The 22,685-nt window shown below is 38.4% G+C and carries 18 protein-coding genes and 2 tRNA genes; 4 read left to right on the forward strand and 16 right to left on the reverse strand.

The window, feature by feature from the left end:
* Positions 1-9 precede the first annotated feature (9 nt).
* Positions 10-2,373: a formate C-acetyltransferase gene (pflB, locus tag JKP71_RS08425; protein WP_082272271.1), complete on the reverse strand. Its 2,364-nt coding sequence runs from the start codon at positions 2,371-2,373 to the stop codon at positions 10-12.
* 254 nt (positions 2,374-2,627) lie between these two features.
* Positions 2,628-3,545 (reverse strand): magnesium transporter CorA family protein, encoded by a 918-nt coding sequence (locus tag JKP71_RS08430; protein WP_075524487.1) that lies wholly within the window; start codon positions 3,543-3,545, stop codon positions 2,628-2,630.
* A 205-nt stretch (positions 3,546-3,750) separates the two neighbouring features.
* On the opposite strand from JKP71_RS08430, the gene JKP71_RS08435 reads away from it, so the two are divergent.
* The 4 genes from JKP71_RS08435 to JKP71_RS08450 all read left to right on the forward strand — a co-directional run bounded on the left by JKP71_RS08435 (position 3,751) and on the right by JKP71_RS08450 (position 7,788).
* Entirely contained in the window at positions 3,751-5,274 is a 1,524-nt protein-coding gene (locus JKP71_RS08435; protein ID WP_200407692.1) for a class I adenylate-forming enzyme family protein, read from the forward strand.
* 185 nt (positions 5,275-5,459) lie between these two features.
* Complete coding sequence (locus JKP71_RS08440; protein WP_200407693.1) at positions 5,460-6,023, forward strand: TetR/AcrR family transcriptional regulator; 564 nt, start codon at positions 5,460-5,462, stop codon at positions 6,021-6,023.
* Between the two features lie 17 nt (positions 6,024-6,040).
* Positions 6,041-7,114, forward strand: a complete 1,074-nt coding sequence (locus JKP71_RS08445; protein ID WP_200407694.1) for an ABC transporter permease — start codon at positions 6,041-6,043, stop codon at positions 7,112-7,114.
* A gap of 2 nt (positions 7,115-7,116) precedes the next feature.
* Complete coding sequence (locus tag JKP71_RS08450; protein ID WP_200407695.1) at positions 7,117-7,788, forward strand: ABC transporter ATP-binding protein; 672 nt, start codon at positions 7,117-7,119, stop codon at positions 7,786-7,788.
* A 114-nt stretch (positions 7,789-7,902) separates the two neighbouring features.
* Here the strand turns inward: JKP71_RS08450 and eno are convergent, their stop codons facing one another.
* The 14 genes from eno to JKP71_RS08520 form a co-directional block, all read right to left on the reverse strand.
* Positions 7,903-9,204 (reverse strand): surface-displayed alpha-enolase, encoded by a 1,302-nt coding sequence (gene eno / locus JKP71_RS08455; protein WP_075524482.1) that lies wholly within the window; start codon positions 9,202-9,204, stop codon positions 7,903-7,905.
* A 187-nt stretch (positions 9,205-9,391) separates the two neighbouring features.
* Entirely contained in the window at positions 9,392-9,949 is a 558-nt protein-coding gene (gene hpf / locus JKP71_RS08460) for a ribosome hibernation-promoting factor, HPF/YfiA family (protein ID WP_075524481.1), read from the reverse strand.
* Between the two features lie 117 nt (positions 9,950-10,066).
* The gene (locus JKP71_RS08465; RefSeq protein WP_200407736.1) at positions 10,067-12,517 is read right to left on the reverse strand and encodes an ATP-dependent Clp protease ATP-binding subunit; all 2,451 of its coding nucleotides are present in this window, start codon (positions 12,515-12,517) and stop codon (positions 10,067-10,069) included.
* On the reverse strand, positions 12,507-12,962 hold the full coding sequence (locus tag JKP71_RS08470) for a CtsR family transcriptional regulator (RefSeq protein WP_075524480.1): 456 nt from the start codon (positions 12,960-12,962) through the stop codon (positions 12,507-12,509). Before JKP71_RS08470 ends, JKP71_RS08465 begins: the two co-directional genes overlap by 11 nt.
* Before the next feature lie 219 nt (positions 12,963-13,181).
* A complete protein-coding gene (gene greA, locus JKP71_RS08475; RefSeq protein ID WP_075524479.1) occupies positions 13,182-13,652 on the reverse strand; it encodes a transcription elongation factor GreA in 471 nt (156 codons plus the stop codon).
* 169 nt (positions 13,653-13,821) lie between these two features.
* The gene (gene mltG, locus JKP71_RS08480; protein WP_200407696.1) at positions 13,822-15,471 is read right to left on the reverse strand and encodes an endolytic transglycosylase MltG; all 1,650 of its coding nucleotides are present in this window, start codon (positions 15,469-15,471) and stop codon (positions 13,822-13,824) included.
* Between the two features lie 140 nt (positions 15,472-15,611).
* Complete coding sequence (gene rpoE / locus JKP71_RS08485; protein ID WP_075524477.1) at positions 15,612-16,175, reverse strand: DNA-directed RNA polymerase subunit delta; 564 nt, start codon at positions 16,173-16,175, stop codon at positions 15,612-15,614.
* A gap of 271 nt (positions 16,176-16,446) precedes the next feature.
* Positions 16,447-16,959 (reverse strand): adenine phosphoribosyltransferase, encoded by a 513-nt coding sequence (locus JKP71_RS08490; RefSeq protein ID WP_075524476.1) that lies wholly within the window; start codon positions 16,957-16,959, stop codon positions 16,447-16,449.
* 112 nt (positions 16,960-17,071) lie between these two features.
* A complete protein-coding gene (recJ, locus tag JKP71_RS08495) occupies positions 17,072-19,300 on the reverse strand; it encodes a single-stranded-DNA-specific exonuclease RecJ (protein ID WP_200407697.1) in 2,229 nt (742 codons plus the stop codon).
* Positions 19,301-19,625: 325 nt separating this feature from the next.
* Entirely contained in the window at positions 19,626-20,324 is a 699-nt protein-coding gene (locus tag JKP71_RS08500; RefSeq protein ID WP_200407737.1) for an SDR family NAD(P)-dependent oxidoreductase, read from the reverse strand.
* Positions 20,317-21,240, reverse strand: a complete 924-nt coding sequence (gene rnz, locus JKP71_RS08505; protein ID WP_200407698.1) for a ribonuclease Z — start codon at positions 21,238-21,240, stop codon at positions 20,317-20,319. Before rnz ends, JKP71_RS08500 begins: the two co-directional genes overlap by 8 nt.
* 126 nt (positions 21,241-21,366) lie before the next feature.
* Positions 21,367-21,439 (reverse strand) — tRNA-Lys (locus JKP71_RS08510).
* A gap of 46 nt (positions 21,440-21,485) precedes the next feature.
* Positions 21,486-21,557, reverse strand: a tRNA-Arg gene (locus JKP71_RS08515).
* Between the two features lie 105 nt (positions 21,558-21,662).
* Positions 21,663-22,568 (reverse strand): SPFH domain-containing protein, encoded by a 906-nt coding sequence (locus tag JKP71_RS08520; RefSeq protein ID WP_196756702.1) that lies wholly within the window; start codon positions 22,566-22,568, stop codon positions 21,663-21,665.
* Positions 22,569-22,685: the final 117 nt, after the last annotated feature.

A 22,685-nucleotide genomic window follows, 5' to 3' on the forward strand; every position in this document is an offset into this window, starting at 1 on the left:
CATAAATCATTAGATGTTTGAAGTGTGCATTACTTCTTCATCATCATTTGAAAGCACTTCGTGGAAGACACGTTCAGTCAATTCTTGTTTTTGTTCTGGTGTGAGGTATTTCGTATTGACACAGTAACCAGAGATACGAACGATGACATCTTCACCACGCATGATTTTATCGTAAACATCTTTAAGGTCCATAACGTTCAAGTTAACGTGTTGACCAGCAAATTCAGTACCATTAATCAAAGCACCTGGTGTGAAGTAACCGTCAAGAATTTGAACCAAGTTATCCACTTGTTCATCACGTGTTTTACCAAGGGCACGTGGAGAAACTTGAGTAGTCAATGAGATACCGTCATTAGCGTCTTTGAATTCCAATTTAGCCAATGAGCGAAGGTTTTGCAACCATCCACCTTTAGCCTTGTTAGATGGGTTAGCACCTGGTGAGAAGAATTCAAGTTTAGATTTGTTGACTGTACCATCTTCATTGAGGAATACCCCTTTATGCACTGGAGAATTACCAGTTTGTTTAGAGTAAGCCACATTTGAAGTAATTGTCAAGAGTGATACAGTTGCTTCAGCATTCTTGTAAAGTTTATGAGAAGACAATTTTTGATGGTACATTTTCATGACAAGTTTAGCAATATCATCGGCACGGTCATCATCTTCACCATAACGAGGGAAATCACCTTCTACTTCGTAATCGTAGATATAGCCATTTTCATCACGCAAAGTTTTAACTTTAGCATATTTAATCGCTGAAAGCGAATCAACTGTATTTGCGAATCCACAGATACCAAATCCCATGTTAGCGCGAACTTTAGTAGGCAAGAAGGCCATTTGAACTGCTTCATAGTTATATTTATCAGTCATGTAGTGGATGATATTCATCGCATCAACATAAGTATCAGTCAACCAATCCAATGATTTATCAAAATTATCCATTACAGTATCATAATCGAGGATTTCATCACGTACTGGTTCGATGTCGAATACTTTATAATCTTTATGAACGTCATCATAACCACCATTCAAACCAGTCAACATTGCTTTCAAGACATTGACACGCGCACCAAAGTATTGGAGGTTGTGACGTCCATCTTCATTTTCTGGATCAAGGGGTGATACACAACATGAGATACATGACATTTCACCATATCCATCCTTAGCCATTGTTTCAACACCTTCATATTGGATAGATGAGTGTTTGTGGCTCATAGACATTGCATAACGTTTGAAAGCATATGGAAGTTTAGAATCCCAAAGGACCGTCAAGTTTGGTTCTGGAGCATTACCGATTGTATCGAGTGTATTCAAGAAACGGTAGTCCATTTTAGTAACACGGTGACGTCCGTCATTACCCATACCAGCCATAGATGTTGTGATGAATGTTGGGTCACCAGAGTAAAGTTCATCGTAAGCAGCAGCACGAGCAAATTTCATTGTACGAAGTTTCAATACGAAATCGTCAACAAATTCTTGGATTTCTTGTTCAGTGAATGTTCCACGAGCAAGGTCACGTTCTGCAAAGATATCAAGAACGATTGGCACACGTCCAAGTGAAGTTGCAGCACCGTTGATAACACGACATACAGCCATATAAGCGATGTTAACCCATTGGATAGCTTCTTTCACGTTCATCGCTGGACGTGAAACATCAAGACCATACAAAGCACCAAAGTTTACAACTTGTTGCAAGGCTTGGTACTGCATGTTGATTTCTTCTTTAAGACGAATATTTTCATCGTTAATTTCAGTGATTGCGTCCCATTCACGTGCTTTTTCTTTCATAAGGTAATCAGCACCATAGAGTGCAAGACGAGCATAAACACCAATGATACGTCCACGAGAGTAGGCATCTGGCAATCCTGTTACGGTATGCGCATGACGTGCTTTACGGATTGCTGAAGTGTAAGCGCGGAAGATCCCGTCATTTACGGAAGTCATAGTTTGAGACAAAACTTCGTGCAATTGAGGATCTACTGAAAGACCATGTTCTGTCAAAATCTTTTCAGCAACACGAAGTCCCCCTTTTGGCATAAAGTTCAAACGGAACAACTCTTTATTTTGCATACCATAAATCAATTCAAGATCTTTATCATTTGGATCAATATAGCCAGCAGGAATTTTATCGATAGAAGTCACTACATCCGTATCAAACGGGAAACCTACTTCTTCGTAGTGTGCTTTTGTATCTTCAATAATTTTTTTTACTTTAAGCGTGCGCTCAGTAGGACCAGCAAGGAAACTTTCATCTCCGTCATAAGGATTGTAGTTATCTTGCACAAAACGTGTTACACTGGCTTTATCACGCCAGTCCGTTCCTTTAAAACCTTCCCAGGCTTGCTCAAAAATATTTTCAGTAACTTCGGTTTTCATTTTAGAAATCTCCTTCGTTCTTTCTGTTTCAAATTACTCTTTCATTATATCATACAGTTACGCAATAGCAAGCGCAAACAATAAGAAATTTGAGATTCTTTACTAATACAGTAAGCGTTATCTTAAAAACTGTATCAGTATTTTAAAGAATAATTCGCGTTAATTTCACAAAGAAAGTAGAGTCAAGACACTGGAAATCAAACCCTTTCATTTCTAATGAATTTTTTCACAAAGAAAAAAGAGCTGCTAGCTCTTTATAACATATCTTTGCGGTGTAACAGCCAGGTCACCCAGCCACAGACCAAAATTCCAACAAAGAAAATTGCCCAGACCATCCATCTCAAATCCTGCCCAGGAATTGGGACGTTCATCCCGTAAAATCCAACAATAACTGCTGGGATCCCCAAAACAAAGGTAGCTGAAGTCATAATTTTCATAACGATATTCAGATTGTTACTTACAATATTTGAGAACAAATCTCTGAGATTTTCTAATAATTTCAACTGAATTTTCGTTTCTGTATAAGCTTGATCTGTTTCGACAAAAATATCATAGATTTTTTCAGCAAAACCGTCTTCATCATCTTCACGCAAGTAATCTATAAAATTCTGAAGTACTTCACGATTATTGTGTAGTGCATCTTCAAAGTAAATTAGACTAGCCTGAATAGCAATCATATCAACAATTTGGTCGTTTTTTGTCGAATTCTTGATCCCCACTTCAAGTTTCCTCCGTCGAATACGAAAATCACGTAAATAATCATGATAAGTATGCGTCATCTGATACATTACTTGAAAAATAAGTTGGTGCTTGTAACGTTTCGTATCATATTCTCGGCTAAAAAGCGCTTCGTTATCAATATCATGGTTGAGGGCTAGAATAACAGATTCATTTTTAGTCCAGACTAGAGAATAAGGAAAAGTAGCGACTTCTCCATAATTAGAAACAGCTGGATATTGTAACAAGATCAGATTATTATCATTATCATCCGTTTCAAAACGGGCATTTTCGTAATCATCAAGAATACCTGACAAATAGTCAAAGGGAAAGTCATAATACTCAGAAACAGTGCCGATTTCCTCACGTGTTGGGTTTAACACATAAGTAAAATTTTTCATTTCAGATGTAGAGATTAGTTTTTTATCAGGAGATAATTCATAGTTTTTTATCATTCATTCATACTCGCTTACAGCTTTTAAAAGAACCCATCAGCTCTTATCATATTCAATTGTAGCAGAAAATCATTCATTTGTGTCCGATGTAGGGTTTTTCGCTTCTTTTTCTGTAAAGTGTTTAATCAAATTGTCATTAATAAATGTATTGGTGTCTCCTATAGTTTGTGATACAATAAACATACTAACCTTGAGGAGTATGATTTTGAACTTTAAACATGAACCATTGAATCTCTATCTAAACTTTAAAAAATCAGCTGAACAGTTTCCTGATAGCCCGATTATCTTTGATGAGGCTGTTGGAGCTTTCCCTGAACTAGCTCTTGAAACGACTTATCAAAAGACTCATCAAGCCATTGTTGATAAGGCAAGTCTCCTAGCTGAGCTGGGAATCAAAAAATCGGATAAAGTCATTATTTTTAAATCAAGTGCCTTTGATACCTATCTTTTAGCGGTTGCTGTTTCTTATTTAGGCGCTGTTCCAGCAATGATTTCTTATCATCTTCCTGCCGAAACAATGGACATTTTAGCTGGACGTCTAGATGAGCCTTGGCTCATTTATGACGAAGTTACTGACAGAACTGTCATTGAAATGAAGAATCTTGAAGATTCTAAAAAACTTGCTGTCAGTAAATTTGCTTTGGAAAAACCCAGTCAAATTGCTGACAGTCAGCAATTGGCCAGTGATGAGATTGCTTATCTCACTCATACTTCTGGAACAACTGGTGTACCAAAATTAATCGCTCACTCTGCTAATTCAATGGGTTGGCGTTGGGTGCTTCAAAGAACTGTAATGGATTGGATGCCTGATAAGGAAGAGATTTTAGCTTTCCATATTTCTCCTGTTCATTCTCGTTTCAATATAGGGGTTTCATCAGCAATGACCTTTGGTTTTGGACTTATGCCCCTCAATGATTTAGCAAAAGATAATCTTGTCAATCTTTTTGCTAAACATCAGCCTTACGCCTTTGAAACTCATCCAAACGATTTTGTTCGTTTAGCAAATCTTGCAAAGCAAGACCCTGACATATTTGCTTCAATTCGTTACCTTCACTCAACTTTTGATGCAATTAATAAAGAGACAATGCACACTTTTCTTTCTGCCTCTAAGCAAAAAGATCCAGTCTTTCTACAAATTTATGGACAATCAGAATGTGGCCCAATGATTTGGAAAAAGCACCGTTTATCAACTTTAGCAGACACGAATGCCCGTGAAATGGGGATTGGTATGCCTGGATTATCTAAAGCACGTATTGCCGATGAAAATGGAAATGAATGTCCTGCAGGTACGCCTGGAAGAATCCACTTTCTCTCAAAGGGAAGAGCTTTGACTTACTTTAAGGAAGAAGAACGTTTCAACAAAGAAGTCTATGGCGACTGGTGGGATACTGGCGATTGGGGCCTTATGAATGAAGACGGGATTCTCTTTTTACATGACCGGCAAGTTGATTTAATCGATAAAATTGAATCTAATTTGGCAATTGAAGATCTTCTGTTAGACCAACACGACTTCTTAGATGAAGTGGTGATTATTCGTGATAAATGTGGTAAACCACAACCTATTTTGGCCCTAGCTGAAAATGCGGAAATGGATTGGTCAGCTTGGTGGGCTTCAATTGTTGATTTGCCATTTTTAAATGAACCTATTCTTATGGCTTACGATGAAATTCCTCGTACAGCAACAATGAAAGTTCAACGATTAGCTCTTGAAAGAGAATTAGCTAAATAAGTGTTCCTAATTTTACTGACAAAACTGTCAGCCACTTATACATCAGCAAATTTATTATCAAAACTACTGACAAAACTGTCAGTAGTTTTTTTGCTTAAAAAAATTAATTAATTGATGTTAATCAATTAATTTGTTAGAATTTAATAAATGACACAGTGTCATAAATTGAATGAATTGGAGACAAAATGCCTAAATCAACCTATTTCAGTCTATCTGACGAAAAACGTAATCGCGTATATGATGCCTGTTTAAATGAATTTCAGACTCATTCTTTTCACGAGGCCAAAATTATGCACATCGTAAAAGCGCTTGATATTCCGAGAGGGAGTTTTTATCAGTATTTTGAAGATTTAAAAGATGCCTATTTCTATGTCCTCTCGCAAGAAACCCTTGAAATTCACGATTTATTTTTTAATTTATTAAAAGATAATTCCATTGAAGAGGCTCTGGATAAATACAAATATCTCCTTCTTGAAAATTTAATTGATTCTCCTCAATATCAACTTTATAAATATCGATTTTTAGATTGGACTTATGAACTTGAAAGAGATTGGAAACCTAAAAGTTCAGCAACCGTCCCAGCTAGTGAAAATGATAATCCAGATTCACAAGTCTTAAAATCAGTTGTTCATAACCTCGTTTACAGATTATTCAGTGAAAATTGGACTAAGAAAACTTTTATTGAAAATTATGATAAAGAAATCAAATTAGTCACCGCAGGTTTACTTAATTATATTACTGACAGATAAAGCTGAAAGGAGATTTGATGTTTTTAGCATTGAGAGAAATACGTTATAATAAGGCTCGCTACACCTTAATTGGAGCCATTATTTTTTTAATCGCTTATGTAGTCTTTATACTATCTGGTCTATCTGTAGGACTTGCCAGTCAATTTAAACAAGCCGTCCTTGATTGGAAAGCCGAAAAAGTTGTTTTATCAACAAGTTCAAATAATATTATTTCTGCTTCACAAATTACTTCTGATGATTTAAGAAAGATTCATGTAGAAAATGGTTCAGAATTATCTTTGTTTTCTACTTCTATGCGTCAATCAAAGAGCGAGCGAGATAATATCGCTATCATTGCCCTGCCTGATAAGTCTAAAATCATGCCAGAAGTTCTTGAGGGGAAAAAATTTACTGACAATCGTTTAGAAATGATTATATCTAAAAAATTGGCAAATCAAGGATATAAAATCGGTCAAGAAGTTTCCGTGGGAAATAATAATATTAAAATCAAAATTGTCGGAATTTCAAAATCCTCTTCTTATTCCGCTTCGCCGGTTGTCTATACCTCGTTTTCCGCTTTGAATCAGATCAAATTTGGTGAAAAAAGCACTTCAGCTTCTTCTGTTAATGCTGCCGTTGTAAAATCTGGAAAAGTTAAGATTGATTCTTCTAACTCAAATCAATATAAAGTCATCTCTATTTCTGATTTAATTAATGATATTCCAGGTTATTCTGCTCAAAAGATGACACTCAGCGCAATGATTTACTTCTTATTTCTGATTGTACTGTTGATTATTGGAGTCTTTATGTATGTTATCACTCTTCAAAAGGTTCCGATTTTTGGCATCATGAAAGCCCAAGGAATTTCAAATCGCTTAATAATGAACTCTTTACTTGGTCAAAGCTTTATCCTTAGTTTAGTTGGCGTCTTCGTTGCTTTTATAGCAAGTTATGGAACGAGCTTTATCCTACCGGATGCGATGCCATTTGAAATTAGTCTTACAAACTGGTTGCTCTATGCTTTAATTCTCATCATCGTATCAATGATTGGGTCGCTTTTTTCAATCATTACTATCCGTAAAATTGACCCAACAAAAGCCATTGGAGGTTAAAAATGACAACAATTCTTAAAATGGAAAATGTAAAAAAATCTTTTGGGAGTGGTCATAATGAGATTCAGGCACTCAAAGGAATTGATTTAGCAGTCAAGCAAGGGGAATTTGTTTCAATTATTGGTCCATCCGGATCAGGCAAAAGTACATTTCTCACAATTGCAGGTGGCTTGCAAAGCCCATCTTCTGGAAAAATATCCATTAATGGGTTAGACTTTACTCCACTTTCTGAAAAAGAGCGTTCCAAACTTAGATTTAAAGAAATAGGTTTCATTCTCCAAAGTTCTAATTTGATTCCTTATTTAACCCTTGAAGAACAATTTCTCCTAATTGATAAAATCAATCACGAAAAACTAACTTCTAAAAAAGGGAGTGAACTTCTTAAGTCACTTGATATTTTAGACCTTAAAAATAAATATCCAAGTGAGCTTTCGGGAGGGGAACGTCAAAGGGCAGCCATTGCTCGTGCACTCTTTAATGAACCAAATTTAATTTTGGCCGATGAACCAACCGCAAGTTTAGACACTGAACATGCTTATCAGGTTGTTGAATTATTAAGACAAGAAGCTCATTTAAAGAACAAGGCAACAATCATGGTCACACATGACCAAAGGATGATTGAAAATAGCGACAGTGTTTATAAGATTGAAGATGGACTCTTATCAAAAATCTAAATAAAATAAAAGCTACTAGCTTACTAGTAGTTTTTTCATAGAATATTTTTTATAAAAAATAACCCTTCTCTAAAGAAAGAAAAGGATTATCTCTAAATCATTCGTTGATAAACCTTATTTTTTAAGGTTGTAGAATGCTTTAAGACCTTTGTATTGAGCCACTTCAGCCAATTGGTCTTCGATACGAAGCAATTGGTTGTATTTAGCCATACGGTCTGTACGTGAAAGTGAACCAGTTTTGATTTGACCAGCGTTAGTTGCAACAGCGATGTCTGAGATTGTTGAATCTTCAGTTTCACCAGAACGGTGAGAAACGATTGCTGTGAAACCAGCTTCTTTAGCCATTTCAATAGCTTCGAAAGTTTCTGTCAAAGTACCGATTTGGTTAACTTTGATCAAGATAGCGTTTGAAGCATTTTCACGGATACCACGTTCAAGGTATTTAGTGTTTGTAACGAAGAAGTCGTCACCAACGAGTTGAACTTTTTTACCAAGACGTTCTGTGAGGAGTTTCCATCCATCCCAGTCGTTTTCGTCCATACCATCTTCAATAGTGATGATTGGGTATTTAGAAACGAGTTCTTCAAGGTAGTCAACTTGTTCAGCAGCTGAAAGTTTTTTACCGCCTTCACCTTCGAATTTAGTATAGTCGTAAACACCGTTTTCGTAGAATTCTGATGATGCACAGTCGAAACCGATCATAACGCCATCTTCACCAGCTTTGTAACCAGCTGCTTCGATTGCTTTAAGGATAGTTTCTACACCGTCTTCAGTACCTTCGAATTTAGGAGCGAATCCACCTTCGTCACCGACAGCTGTTTCAAGTCCACGTTCTTTAAGAATTTTCTTAAGTGTGTGGAAGATTTCAGCACCCCAACGAAGTGCTTCTTTGAATGTAGGAGCACCAACAGGTACGATCATAAATTCTTGGAAAGCGATAGGAGCGTCTGAGTGAGAACCACCGTTAACGATGTTCATCATTGGAGTTGGCAATACTTTAGCGTTGAATCCGCCAAGGTAGTTGTAAAGTGGAACACCAAGTTCATCAGCAGCAGCACGCGCAGCAGCGATAGAAACACCAAGGATAGCGTTAGCTCCCAATTTACCTTTGTTTTCAGTACCGTCAAGAGCGATCATTGCACGGTCAATAGCTTGTTGGTCAGTAACTTCATAACCGATGATAGCTTCAGCGATGATGTTGTTTACGTTGTCAACAGCTTTTTGAGTACCAAGTCCGTTGTAGCGAGATTTGTCGCCATCACGAAGTTCAACCGCTTCATGTTCACCAGTAGAAGCACCTGAAGGTACCATACCGCGACCGAATGCACCGTCTTCAGTGTAAACTTCAACTTCAAGTGTTGGGTTACCGCGTGAGTCAAGGACTTCGCGAGCATAAATATCAGTAATAATTGACATTTTAGTCTCCTTATTATTTTTAAGTGCGTCTGCACTCTTAATACATCTCTGATTTTACTATTTTTTAAAGTTTTTTTCAAGTGAAAATCTTTGCAAACTCGAATTTCACAAGGGTTTGCGCTTACATTTTTCTTCTCCTTTTCTTTTTGATAAAAAAAGAGATTGGCAAAACCAATCCCTTTTAATTTTATTCTGTTTCAATCAAACCATAACGTCCATCATCTCGACGGTACACCACATGTGTAGCATTAGTATCTGCATCAGTGAAAACGTAGAAGTCATGTCCAAGCATATCCATTTGAAGCACTGCTTCTTGCGCATCCATAGGTTTTAAGGCCACATGTTTAGTACGTACGATTTCACTGCTTTCTTCCGTCACTTCATCTGCTTGATCAAGAGGAGCAAATTCATCACCGAAAGCTTGACCAGTAGGCACTGCATTACGTGGTTTACGGTTCATTCGCGTTTTATATTTACGAATTTGACGTTCCAGTTTTTCTTCAACAAGGTCAACTGAAGAATACATATCTTGTGAAGTATCTTCAGCACGCAAGGTTACATTCTTAGCTGGGACAGTCACTTCGACTTTAGCACGTTTATCAGAGTAAACTTTAAGATTAACATAGGCTGTCACTTCATGACCATCGTTGAAGTATTTATCAAGTTTGCCAACTTTATCTTCAACATAAGCGCGGATTGCATCGGTAACTTCGACGTTTTCGCCACGAATATTAAATTTGATCATAAGAGTACCTCTCAACAGTTTTATAATTCACTCTTCATAACTATCAGAGCATTTGAATTCTTCAAACTGTCCTTTCCTTTATTTCTAATCTAATTATAACATGAAACAGCTTTCATCTCAAATGATTTGAGTGATTTTAATTTTTTTGTTAGAGGTGCCAATGGAGAGTTGGTCACCCGCTTTAATTTCATTGGAAAGGAGTTGTTCACTTAACAGGTCTTCTACTTCCCTTTGAAGCGCTTTTCTTAGAGGACGTGCCCCATATTCTGGATCAAATCCTACTTCGGCAAGGAGTTTAACAGCCGCAGGTGTGAGTTTAATGTGAATATTTTGTTCTGCAAGTCGATTAATAAGAGACTTACTCATAATCTTCACAATTTGCTCGATTTCTTCAGCAGTAAGCGGATGGAAGACAATAGTTTCATCAATTCGGTTTAAAAACTCGGGACGGTAATGCCTTTTTAGCTCCTCCAAAATCCGTGCCTTCATTGCTGCATAATCACCACTTATGTTTTTTGCACCAAAACCGACTGTTTTATCGTCACGAAGCGCCGTTGCTCCTAAATTTGAAGTCATGATAATGATGGTATTTCTGAAGTCCACTTTGCGGCCTTTTGTATCGGTCACAAAGCCATCATCTAGGATTTGCAACATAATATTAAAGACGTCTGGATGGGCTTTTTCAACTTCATCAAGAAGCACAACAGAATAAGGCTTATTACGCACACGCTCAGTTAGCTGGCCTCCTTCATCGTAACCCACATACCCTGGAGGAGCTCCAATAAGTCGTGATGTCGAGTGTTTTTCCATGAACTCACTCATATCGACCCGGATCATATTGTCCTCACTTCCAAAAACACTATCAGCTAGTGCTTTGGCAAGTTCTGTCTTACCTACCCCAGTAGGACCTAAAAACATGAATGAACCCATTGGACGGCGGCTATCAGCCACGCCTGAACGCGCTCGTCTAATAGCACGAGCAACCGCTGATATCGCTTCATCTTGTCCCACTACACGCTTATGCAATTCTTTTTCAAGATTAATAAGGCGTTCGCTCTCAGTTTTAGTCATTTGGCTGATTGGTACCCCTGTAAGAGTAGAGGCGACGTTAATGACCGCTTGGTCAGTAACTTTTTGTGGCTTTTCTGAGCGCACTGAGAAACGATTGAGAGTCTTTGTTGCTTTCTGAACAAGCGCTTCTTTTTCTCGAGAAGCCGTAATATCTAAATGAACAACTGCCTCTGACAAGTCTTTTTGAGCTTCTTGTACTGCTTTTTCTAACTCTAAACGTTTAGCTTGTTGATTTTTGATTGATATTTTTACCGAAGCTGCTGCTTCATCTAAAAGGTCAATGGCTTTATCTGGCAACTTACGGCTGGTCATATAACGCACACTGAGCATGACGGCGCTTCTGATGGCTTCATCAGTAAATTGAACGTGATGATAAGTTTCAAATTTTTCCCGTAAGCCTTCTAAGATAGCGATTGCCTCATCTGGCGTAGGCTCCTCAACATTCACTCGAGCTAGACGGCGTTCTAATGCTTCATCTTTTTCAATGTATTTTTGATATTCGTTATAAGTTGTCGCACCAATCATTTGGAAGTTACCACGAGCCAAGGCGGGCTTGAGAATATTCGCTGCATCGTTGACCGAATCCATTCCTCCGCCTGCTCCAATAATGGTATGTAGCTCATCAATAAAAATAATTACCTCTGGATCATTGCTGACCTCTTCGACAATCGCTGTCAACCGGTCTTCAAACTCTCCACGGAATTTTGTCCCTGCAACAACTGTTGCCATATTAAGTGCCATGATACGACTATTCATCAAACCGACTGGCACTTCACCGTTTACAATTCTTTGGGCTAACCCTTCAATGATCGCTGACTTCCCTACCCCAGGTTCTCCAACTAAGACAGGGTTATTTTTCGTACGACGACTTAAAATGTGAACTAAACGTTCAATTTCAGCCTCTCGACCAATCATCGGATCCAACTTTCCTGCTCGGGCTTCTTCTGTCAAATCAGATGAAACGGAGTCTAAAGTAGGAGTATTCGTTGTTGCTGAAACACGTTTAGCTAAATTTCGCTTAGACATTGGAGTTACAGCCTTTTTAACTTCTGGCGTTTTAAGTCCTGTGCGTTTTTCAAGTTCTTTTCGCACAGAGACGATGTTAATCTTTTGTAATTTCAATAGTTGAAGTGCGAAGCCATCCTCGACTTGTAAAAGAGCGTAAAGGACATGCTCCGTTCCAACAAGCTGCGAGCCATTATGCTTAGCTAAGAGCTGAGCAAGAGTCATTACCTCTTCAGCACGGGGCGAGAAAACAAGTTCGTCGCGCTCACTGGACACATGGCTCGATAAGTCTTCCAAGTCAATTAATAAATCAGAGGTATCCACTTTCATTGCCCCTAAGACACTGTAAGCAATTGATCCTGGAATGGAGGCCATTGCAGCTAAAAGATGCGCACTTTCAATCGCGCCATACTCATATTGATAGGCATATTCTGCTGCCTTTTCTAATATTCTTTCAATCGTTGGGGTATACTCGATATTTTCAAATTTCATCATCACGATCCAATCTATTTATTATGCTTTTCATCATTGTCCCGCGTGTAAAAGGACTGATGGCTCCGTCAGTAAGGATAAGAAGGAGCAGATTACCTTCACGCTCTGTTAGGACCTTTTCATCAAAAAGAAGTTGGATAATATCATGCGCCGCCTTGCTTGATAGATTGGCCGGAACCTTTTGATACAATGCCGTCAAAAATTCATGACGTGCGGAATACTGATATTTAACGATTTTAATGTAGCCGCCACCACCGCGTTTTGATTCCACATCATACCCTTTTGAGGCTGTAAAACGTGTTTTAATCACATAATTAATCTGACTAGGCACCACATCAAATTGATTGGCCAAGTCCACGCGTTTAATCTCTATCTCCTGAGCTTCTTCAAGCAAGTGTCTCAAATAAGCTTCAATAATATCTGATGTATTTTTTTGAGTAGACATTTCCTTTTCCTTTCCTTTGATCCATTTTCCTAAAATAATCTTTGACTATTACTGACTATTATACCTAAAAATAATAATTTTTACCAAGAATAGCCATTAAAAGTGCGGATAGGGCTGTCAGTAACAGAGCAGTATTTTCCCTGCGAAATCTGTAAGAAAAGGCTACTGATGAAGCTGTCAGTAAAAAAAAAGCCACCAAAAGGGGCTTTTTTAATTTAATTAGTCAACATTCACAATTTTAACAGTCATTTCACCAACAGGCAAGGGTACGTTGACTGTATCTCCTACTTTTTTACCAATCAGCACCCGTGCAATCGGTGATTCATTTGAAATTTTCCCAGAGAAAGGATCCGCTTCGGCCGTACCGACGATTTGATAAGACTCTTCTTCTGTATCCCCTACTTCTACAAAAGTAACTTTTTTACCAAGTGCCACTTCATCCTTAGCAATTTTAGCGTTATCTACAATTTCAGCATAGCGAATCATTGTTTCTACAGTTGAAATACGCCCTTCAATGAAAGCTTGTTCGTCTTTAGCTGCTTCATACTCAGAGTTTTCAGAAAGGTCGCCATAGCTGCGTGCCACTTTAATCCGATCAATTACTTCTGGACGTTTAACGAGTTTAAGATTCTCAAGTTCATCTTTTAATTTATCAAGACCCTCTTGGGTCATTGGGTATGTTTTTTCCATTTTTTCTTCCTTTTTCTATAAACTTTTTGACCAGCTCAACTGAAAGCAACTTCTTTTGTTCCCTACGGTCGAACTTTTAGGAATTGTCATCTTCACAAAACAAGAGGACGCTGATTATGCATCAACGTTCCTCCTTGTCTTATCCTACAAACAAGTTTGAAGTGATTTCCTAGTTTTTAATTTTATCATTAACATAAGTTTGAACATTTTTATTTTGTTCTTCCAATGTTTTAGCAAAGTAAACCTTACCTGTCGTTACATCAGCAACGAAATAAAGATAATCATTTTGTGCTGGATTTAGCACTGCCTTGATTGAAGATAGACTTGGACTATCTACCGGACCAGGACCAAAGCCAGTATTGGTGTACAAATTATATGGTGAATCAATCGTAGTGTCAATATTCGCATCTTGCTCAAGTGAAGTCTTTTCACCCAGTTTATCCTCAGCATAAAGAACAGAGAGGTTTGAACCTAGTACCATTCCTTGATTCATGCGATTGAAGAAGGTAGCTGCTACTTGACGCCGATCATCATCATTATTCGCTTCTTTTTCAACTAATGCAGCCAAACTCAAGACTTCATTAACACTCAATCCTTGCGAAGTGATGGTATCATAATAAGGAGTCAGTTGGGCGTTCATCGCTGCTATCATACTTTCAATCATCGATTCAACTGTCGAAGATTTTGTATAGTCATAAGTTGCAGGATAAAGATAACCTTCAAGCTGATATTTCACACCTGAATCCTTTGCGGGAAGACTAGCAAACAGTTTCGGATAGGCTTTAACCATTTTGTTGATAAAAGTTTCATCCTGTACGGTTTTCATAAAAGCCGCAGTTGTGAAAGGCGTCTTTGCATTTTTCTCTTGTGAATTTACAGCAATCGCTTTGGAAATTTGCGTTAAGGTATAACCTTCTGGAATGAGCACCTTGCCAAGTGTCGGCGCAACAGGTTTCTCCGTCCCTCCTTCTTCTAATTTAGAAGCAATCGTGGATAAATCCATATCAGGAGAAAGGTTATAATAGCCACTCTTAAATTCCGTATAATTCTTAAACTTTGTGTAGTATTGGAAAATCATCCCATTTTTGATAATGGACTGATTTTGTAAAATTTCACCGATTTGTTTACTGCTAGAGCCAGAAGGGATATTGACTGACTTCATCGTATGGTTTTTGGTGTCTAAGGGTTGCACACCAGATTTTACAAAATTATAACCATACCATCCTGTTCCCCCTATAACCAAGATCAATAAAAGAACAATCACAGCAATAATTTTTCCTGCTGTAACACGCTTTTGTTTCTTTTTCTTTGGCTTTTTCGACGGTTTTATTTTTTTGGAACCTCGATTTTTCGCACTTGAGGTCGCTTTTTTTCGCTGAGGTGTACGCTCTCTTGTTTCCGCAGTAGTAAACGTTTCTTTTTCGAGCGGTTCACTTGGCCGGCGATGCTCACTTCTTGAGAAAGTCGTCGCTGAAGCTTCGTTTTCTTTTTCTTCCAGAGCTAAAGCTTCTAGTTTTTGCCGTAAAGAACCTGTTTCTTGCGAGACTTTTGACGCCTTAACTTCCTCCTCTAGCGGTTCATCTTCTTCTTCAGGAAAATCAAAAACAGGAAGCTCAAAGGGTTCAAGCTCCACTTTCCTTCGGGTCGCACGAGGGCGCGTCTCTGTAGGCTTATCTTCTGATTTTGGGCGTTCAAATTGACTGACGCGTGGTGCCTCTGTCTCTTCTTTCGCCTGTTGTACAGCATTTTCTTCCAGCTGACGTAAAATCTTTTCTTTAAAACTTTCGCGGGAAAATTCAGCTGTGTCTTTATCCACCAAATCTGTTCTCCTTATGATGTTTGAACTGACGTTCAAGGATTAGCATTTCACTTTTATTTATTGTAACCGTTCTTATGAAATTTTACAAATAATAAGCAAATATTCATAAAAGTGAGGCCCCTCACCTCACTTTTATACTTTTAGTCTTCGTCTGAGTCGTCAGAATCTTCGTCATCATCGTCTTCAACGTCGATTTCAACATCTTCATCTACATTTTCAAGTTCTACTTCAGCAAGTTCAGCATCATAAGCTGCGACGTCATCTTTGTCTTCATCTTCAGCTTCAGCATCATAGGACATATCTTCTTCTGTCTCTTTGCCATTTTCTTCATCTTCTGGATCAATCTCATCTTCGATCCCAAAGACATTAACTTTGCTACGTTTTTTAGCTGGTTTTTCTTCTTCGTCTTCTTCGATTTCATCGAGGGCAATGACTTCCTCGTCGATTTCGTCGATTGCATACCATGAACGTAAGGCCCAAACATTCCCACCAAGTGGAATGAAACTTCCATCAGTATTGATTTCGGTGTAAAAACGTGAAATACTAGCTTTGATTTCGTCGTCTGATTTATTCAGGTAAGTCTGGATTGCTTTGACAATTTCAGCAAATGGCATTTCTTTACCATGTTGCTCTAGCAATGCATGAGCGACTTCAATCATTGAAAGTTCTGAGGTTTGTTGTCCTTCTAAGGCTGTAATTTTCAAGTTCTTGCTCTCTTTTCATATAAAATGTAAGTTCGTTCCATCGAGTCAGAAAATTATGGCATCGCTGACACCTCTTTCTAACTCTCTTTAGCGAACTTCGTTTGCAGAATTTTCTTTTTATAGTTTATATCAAATTTGGCTAGCTGTCAATATTTTATATCGCTTACGCCAAAAAACTTCTGTCAACTTACATGAACTTTTTTACTCCTTCTTTAAAAGCATTTCAAAAAGGAAGTTCTGACAGAAATATTCGTATTATTATAGAATAAAATTAGTAATGCATGAGTACTTTATAGTCGTAATTGCCAATTTTCTCACGACCTTTAAGCTCGTCCAATTCGATGAGAAAAGCGCATCCAACAACAATCCCACCCATCTTTTCGACAAGCTCAATAGTTGCTGCAATAGTCCCACCTGTGGCCAACAAATCATCAACAATAAGCACACGTTGACCGGGTTTAATGCTATCAGCGTGCATCGTTAGCGTATCTGTACCATATTCTTTTTCATAGGTTGCTTCGATGACTTCACGTGGAAGTTTGCCTGGTTTACGCACAGGTGCAAAGCCAACACCTAAAGCAAACGCTACTGGACAACCAATAATAAAACCACGCGCTTCAGGTCCGACAACCATATCGATTTCTTTATCTCTGGCATATTGGACAATTTCAGTAGCTGCATAATTGTAGGCATTACCGTCAGCCATTAAAGGGCTAATATCACGAAAGACTACCCCTTCTTTTGGATAGTTTTCAATGGTTGCAATATAATCTTTTAATTCCATAGTTTTTGTATTACTGACAGAGTTGTCAGTGCTCCTTTTGTAAATTGTAACTGTAAGACGTAATTTTTAAATTTGAAAGTTACTGACAAGCTTGTCAGTAATTTTTTTACAGTCACTTTTCAATTAATTTTTGATAGATTTCTTTAACAGGTGCCAGTGCAAAAAGTTCTTGCATTTTCACAATTTCTTGTAGTTCTTGGTAAATCTTACTTTCTGAAATTTCACGTTTTTCTGCCGTCTTATTCACTGACATAAGCCCATTTTCAATGGTCACAAAGTCAAGTTCTTCAAATATTTTAATCATTTTAATTAATAAAAGATGGGGAATATTTAAATAATCGGCAAGTGACTTCAATTTGTAACGGACATCAAATTCGGGAAATTGATAGATTGCTTTATACAATTTAGCAAACTGTTCACGATTGCCGCCACCTGTTAAATAATAGGTGTCTTCAATCTGATTTTTAAAATAAATCATTTTCAAATTTTGGGCCGCCTTCGCTTGAAGGGCTTGCTTTAACAAAGAAAAACCTGCTAAATTTGTAGGTGCCTCCAAAACAACAAGCACATCTTCCATTATATCATGTTTTAGTTCATTTTGAACAAATACACCTGCTTTTTCTGGGAAATTTATTCCCTGGCTGCGTGCATCAATGAGTTCTATACCGACGGCTTTTGCATCCTGTACCATAAGTTGAACAGTAGTATTTCCATTCCAACTATTAGTTGATAAGTTAACCGCAAGCTTTGTATCGACTTGTTCAAATTCTAAAGCTTCAGCACCATGGTTGAAATAAACAGCCTCTACCTGTTGCTTTCCTTGAGTCAAGCGAAGCTTGAGATGACTATTGTCTTTCCCCATGCTCCGGCTTTGCATGACCTTATAATTTTCGACTAAAAAGTATGGTTTAGGGTGGTCCATCCCATAAGGAGCCAACTTTTGCAGGCTACGAATTTGTTCTACAGAGAGCGTCTCCAAATCACAGCGTCCAGAAAGTTCAAGCGAGCTTTTAAGCGACATGTCAAGATTTTCACGCTCGATATAATCTAACATAGCTTGTTTAAGGGCAGTGACATGATCTAGAGTTAGGGTCATCCCAGCTGCCTGTTTATGCCCCCCAAACGCAATAAAAAGTTCACGATGAGAATTTAAAGCATCAAAAATGTTGAAAGCCTCAATGGAACGAGCAGAGCCTTTTAAAATTTCTCCCTCTTTAGCAAGCATGACGACTGGCTTATGTGTCTGCTCCAAAAGACGGCCAGCGACAATCCCTAATACCCCTTTATGCCAATCTTCGTGGTAGAGCACTTCGACAGGATCTCCAGTTAACATCATGACGGCCTGTTGATAAATTTCTTCAACGATTTCCTTGCGCTCACTATTTTTTTGATCAATCATCTTGGCAATCTCATGCGCTTCATCTTCATCCCACCCAGTTAATAATTCAATTGCTGGGTTGGGATCATCTAGCCGTCCTAAAGCATTTAATCGTGGGGCAATTTGAAAACCTACCGTCTCCTCAGTCACTTTATCAAAATCGACACCTGCGTATTGCATCAACTCTTGCAAACCAGCACGCTCTGTTTGTGCTAAAATTTTTAGTCCGTGTGCAACTAAAATACGGTTTTCATCCGTTAAACTTACCATATCAGCAATCGTCCCAATAGCGACAAGATCTAACATTTCACGCGGCACATATTCTAAAAGCGCACAAGCGACTTTAAAGGCAACACCTACTCCTGCCAAAAATTTAAACGGATAAGCGCTCTCTGGATGCTCAGGATGAACAATGGCGTAAGCCTCAGGTAACTGATCAGGCATCGCATGATGATCCGTAATAATTACATCAACACCTTGATTTTGTGCCCAAGCGATGGCTTCATTTCCCGCCACCCCATTATCCACAGTGATAATGAGATCAATGGCTTCGTTATTGATGAAATATTGATAAACTTCGAGATTTGGTCCATAACCATCAGTGAATCTGTTGGGAAGATAAACTTCAACTTCAGCTCCAAGTTCATCTAAAGCTGTTTTCATGACTGATGCAGCGGTCATCCCATCTGCATCATAGTCACCATAAACCAAGATCTTTTGATTAGTTTCAATCGCTTTTAAGATACGTGTGATTGCTTTTTCCATATCATGGAGCAAGAAAGGATCATATAAATCCTCCAGATTTGGACGTAAAAAATGCTCTATTTTCTCAGCATCCCGAATGCCTCGATCATAGAGAATTTTTCCTGTCAGTGTGTCTAATTTTTCTTTTTTAATTAATTTTAAAAACTCATCTGGAAGCGTCCCCTCGGAGAGCATCCATTCATATTTCGTTTGAATCATTAAATTCCTCACCTAGGTTTTATGCTTATTTTATCATATTTTGTCCAAAAGAAAAATCCCAGAGTTGGGAAATCTCTTTTCTTATAATGCCAGACTTTCTCCGATGTATTGTTACTTAGAATACATTTTCCGATTCATCGGACGGACGGAGAAATTGTTTCTCCTCAAAGATATTTTCGCCATCAAAATCAACCATCTCTTTAATAAACGCTTTAAATTTTTCAAACATAGCACCCGCCCTCATTTCCTTTAAGATAACCCCAATTATAGTTGGCTTCTATCAACAGGAACTTAAGCTATTCTTAGCCTAAACTAAAAAACTTGCTTACTTAAAATTAAAAAAACGTGTGGATAAATAGTCAAATAGGCCGGGCATTAGTGCTCTTAGTCTCGAAGCTGTGGATAAAGTCCAGGGCAAATTAATTTCTCGTCTCTTTTTCCCCAAACTTTGCACAATTTTAGTGGCCACTTTCTCTGCAGAAAGAGCGGTTCTCCCCACTTTAGCCAAATAGGCCTGGTTCTCCTTATGAAACTTAGTCCGCACCGGTCCAGTATTTACCGTAGTTACAATCAAGGCTGGATTTTCCATCCGAAGGGCATCAGAAAAAGTTAACAATGCAGCTTTAGAGGCTGCATAAATACTTGATTTGGCAGTCGGAAGTTTCCCTGAAATGGATGCGATATTAACCAATTGTCTTTGGGGGATTAATTGTCGCGTCAGCTGAATAGGTAAGAGGGTATTAATTACAAATTGTTCTGTCACCTCAGCATCTGTCTGTGACATCAAAGGTTTAAATATCCCAAATCCTGCATTATTAATCAAAATATCTACAGGTCCGACTTCTTCTTTATTTAGTAACTCATCGGTTGTAAACAAGGTAACGTGCGTCAAATGACCGTAAAGCTCCGAAAGGGCCTCTTTGCGCCGGGAAACTAATATCAGATGGTCATCATCAGGTAACTGTTTGACTATTTCCTGAGCAATGTCTCCTGTCGCACCGGTAATTACAATTGTCCTAGTCAATTTTTTCCTCATATAAATCTTTTACCACAAAAGCATTGCCATGTACAGCTTGGGCTTCTCTTGCCAACTGCCCTACTAACGGCCCCACATAACGTGCACTGATATGGGTCAATAATAAACGTTTGACCTGTGCTTCTACAGCAACTTCAGCCGCCTGTTTTGAAGTCGAGTGACCGTGGGCACGTGCCATCTTACTTTCAACCGCACCATAAGTTGCCTCATGAACTAAAAGATCTGCTTGCCACGCCAAGCGCGTCGCTGCATTGGTCTTTCGCGTATCGCCTAAAATCGTGATAATTTTTCCTTTTTTATCAGGTCCGATAAAATCTTGCGGATTAAAAACAGTTCCGTCGTACTCCACAGTTTGACCTTTTTTAATCTTGCCAAAAAGTGGTCCAAAAGGAAGCCCTGCATCCTTTAAGGCTTGAGCATCAAGTTCCCCTACACGATCTTTTTCAACGACACGATAGCCAAGGCAAAAGATTGTATGATCTAGCAGATCGGTATAGACTTCAAAACTATCATCCTCAAAAACCTTGCCTGCTTGTGAAATTTCATGAAAATGTATTTTATAACCTAAGCGTGAACCAGATAGTTTCAAACTCATTAAAACATACTCTTTAATGCCTACTGGGCCAAAGAGATCAAGATCTGTTTGCTCGTCACTACTTTGAAAGCTTCGACTGGATAGAAAGCCTGCTAAACCAAAAATGTGATCGCCGTGCAGGTGAGTAATAAAAATTTTCGTAATTTTACGCGGTTTAATCGGCGTATTCAATATCTGATGTTGCGTTGCTTCGCCACAGTCAAAAAGCCAGATTTCATTGCGTTCATCAAGCATTTTTAGGGCGATCGCTTGAGTTTGACGGGATTTTGAAGGTTGCCCCGCACCTGTTCCCAAAAATTGAATTTCCATGAGACCTCCGTGTCTTCTATGCTTTCTTAGCTATCGTACTTTTTTGTTAATCACTAATAAAAAAGAGTTTTAAGGAAAGCAAGAAAAAATTGTGAGTTCCCCCACAATCCTTATCCTATAATTTAGTGACCCGTGCTGGGCTCGAACCAGCGACCCTTTGATTAAAAGTCAAATGCTCTACCAACTGAGCTAACGAGTCATTTTCAAAAGTGTTGACCGAACACCAATTTGTCAACTGACAAATATGCGTCCGGAGGGAATCGAACCCCCATCGCAAGAACCGGAATCTTGCGTGATATCCATTACACTACGGACGCGGATGTTGATTACCCAACCATCTTATTTTACCGAAATTCTAAAAAAAATGCAAGAGTAAACTCAGTTAAAAAATAAAAAGACTATCCATTTGGATAGTCTTTTGTTTAATTTTTGGTAGCTTTGATAGAAGACATAATTTTAGTGCGCAAATCTTCGGCACCTTCTGCGCCACCCGGTAGGAAAATTGTGGAATTCCCCCGATCCGCAAATTGGTTGAGCGTGTCTAAATATTGGTTAGTGAGGAGGATGGACATGATTTGTTCTTCATCCAAAGCAACACCTAAGTTTTTGATTTCAGTGATTTGTTGGGCCAAACCATCTACAATCGCTTTACGTTGTTCAGCAATACCTACCCCATGCAATCGATCTTTTTCAGCTTCAGCTTCAGCTGCTGTGACAATTTTAATCTTATCTGCATTGGCTAACATTTGTGCAGCATCACGTTTCCGTTGAGCAGCGTTAATCTCATTCATAGACTGTTTGACTTCTTGATCTGGTTCCACTCGTGTAATCAAAGTTTTAACAATGATGTACCCATAAGTTTCCATTTCTTCTGCCACTTGGTGTTGTACCTCTAATGCAATTTCATCTTTTTTCTCAAAAACTTCATCAAGTGTTAGCTTGGGTACTGCAGAACGCAATGCATCTTCAATATAAGATTTAATTTGTTCGCCAGGGTTCATGAGTTTATAGTAAGCATCTTTAATACTGTTTTCGTTCACACGGTACTGCGTTGCAATGTTCATTGTTACAAAAACATTATCACTGGTCTTTGTTTCTACTGTCATTTCAGTTTGTAACAAACGCAATTGAATGCGCGCTGCAATTCGATCAATCCCCCAGGGCATTTTCAAATGAAAACCTGGCCCAGCTGTGGATTGATATTTACCAAAACGTTCCACCAAAGCAACGGTTTGCTGTTTGACCACAAACACAATTGTACTTAAGCTAAAGATGAGAATGAGTAAAATAATGGCTAGAATAACCACAGGAAATAATAAGATAGACATGAGAACTCCTCCTTTTTCTCTTCATAAATTACTGACAACTCCATCAGTAATCGTTTTCACAAGTGTACCATTTCTCAGCCATAAAAGCAATGTTTACCGCTGTTTAAAAGGGTTCTT

Origin of the sequence: Lactococcus taiwanensis (genome assembly GCF_014905395.1) — a bacterium.
GTDB lineage: Bacteria > Bacillota > Bacilli > Lactobacillales > Streptococcaceae > Lactococcus > Lactococcus taiwanensis.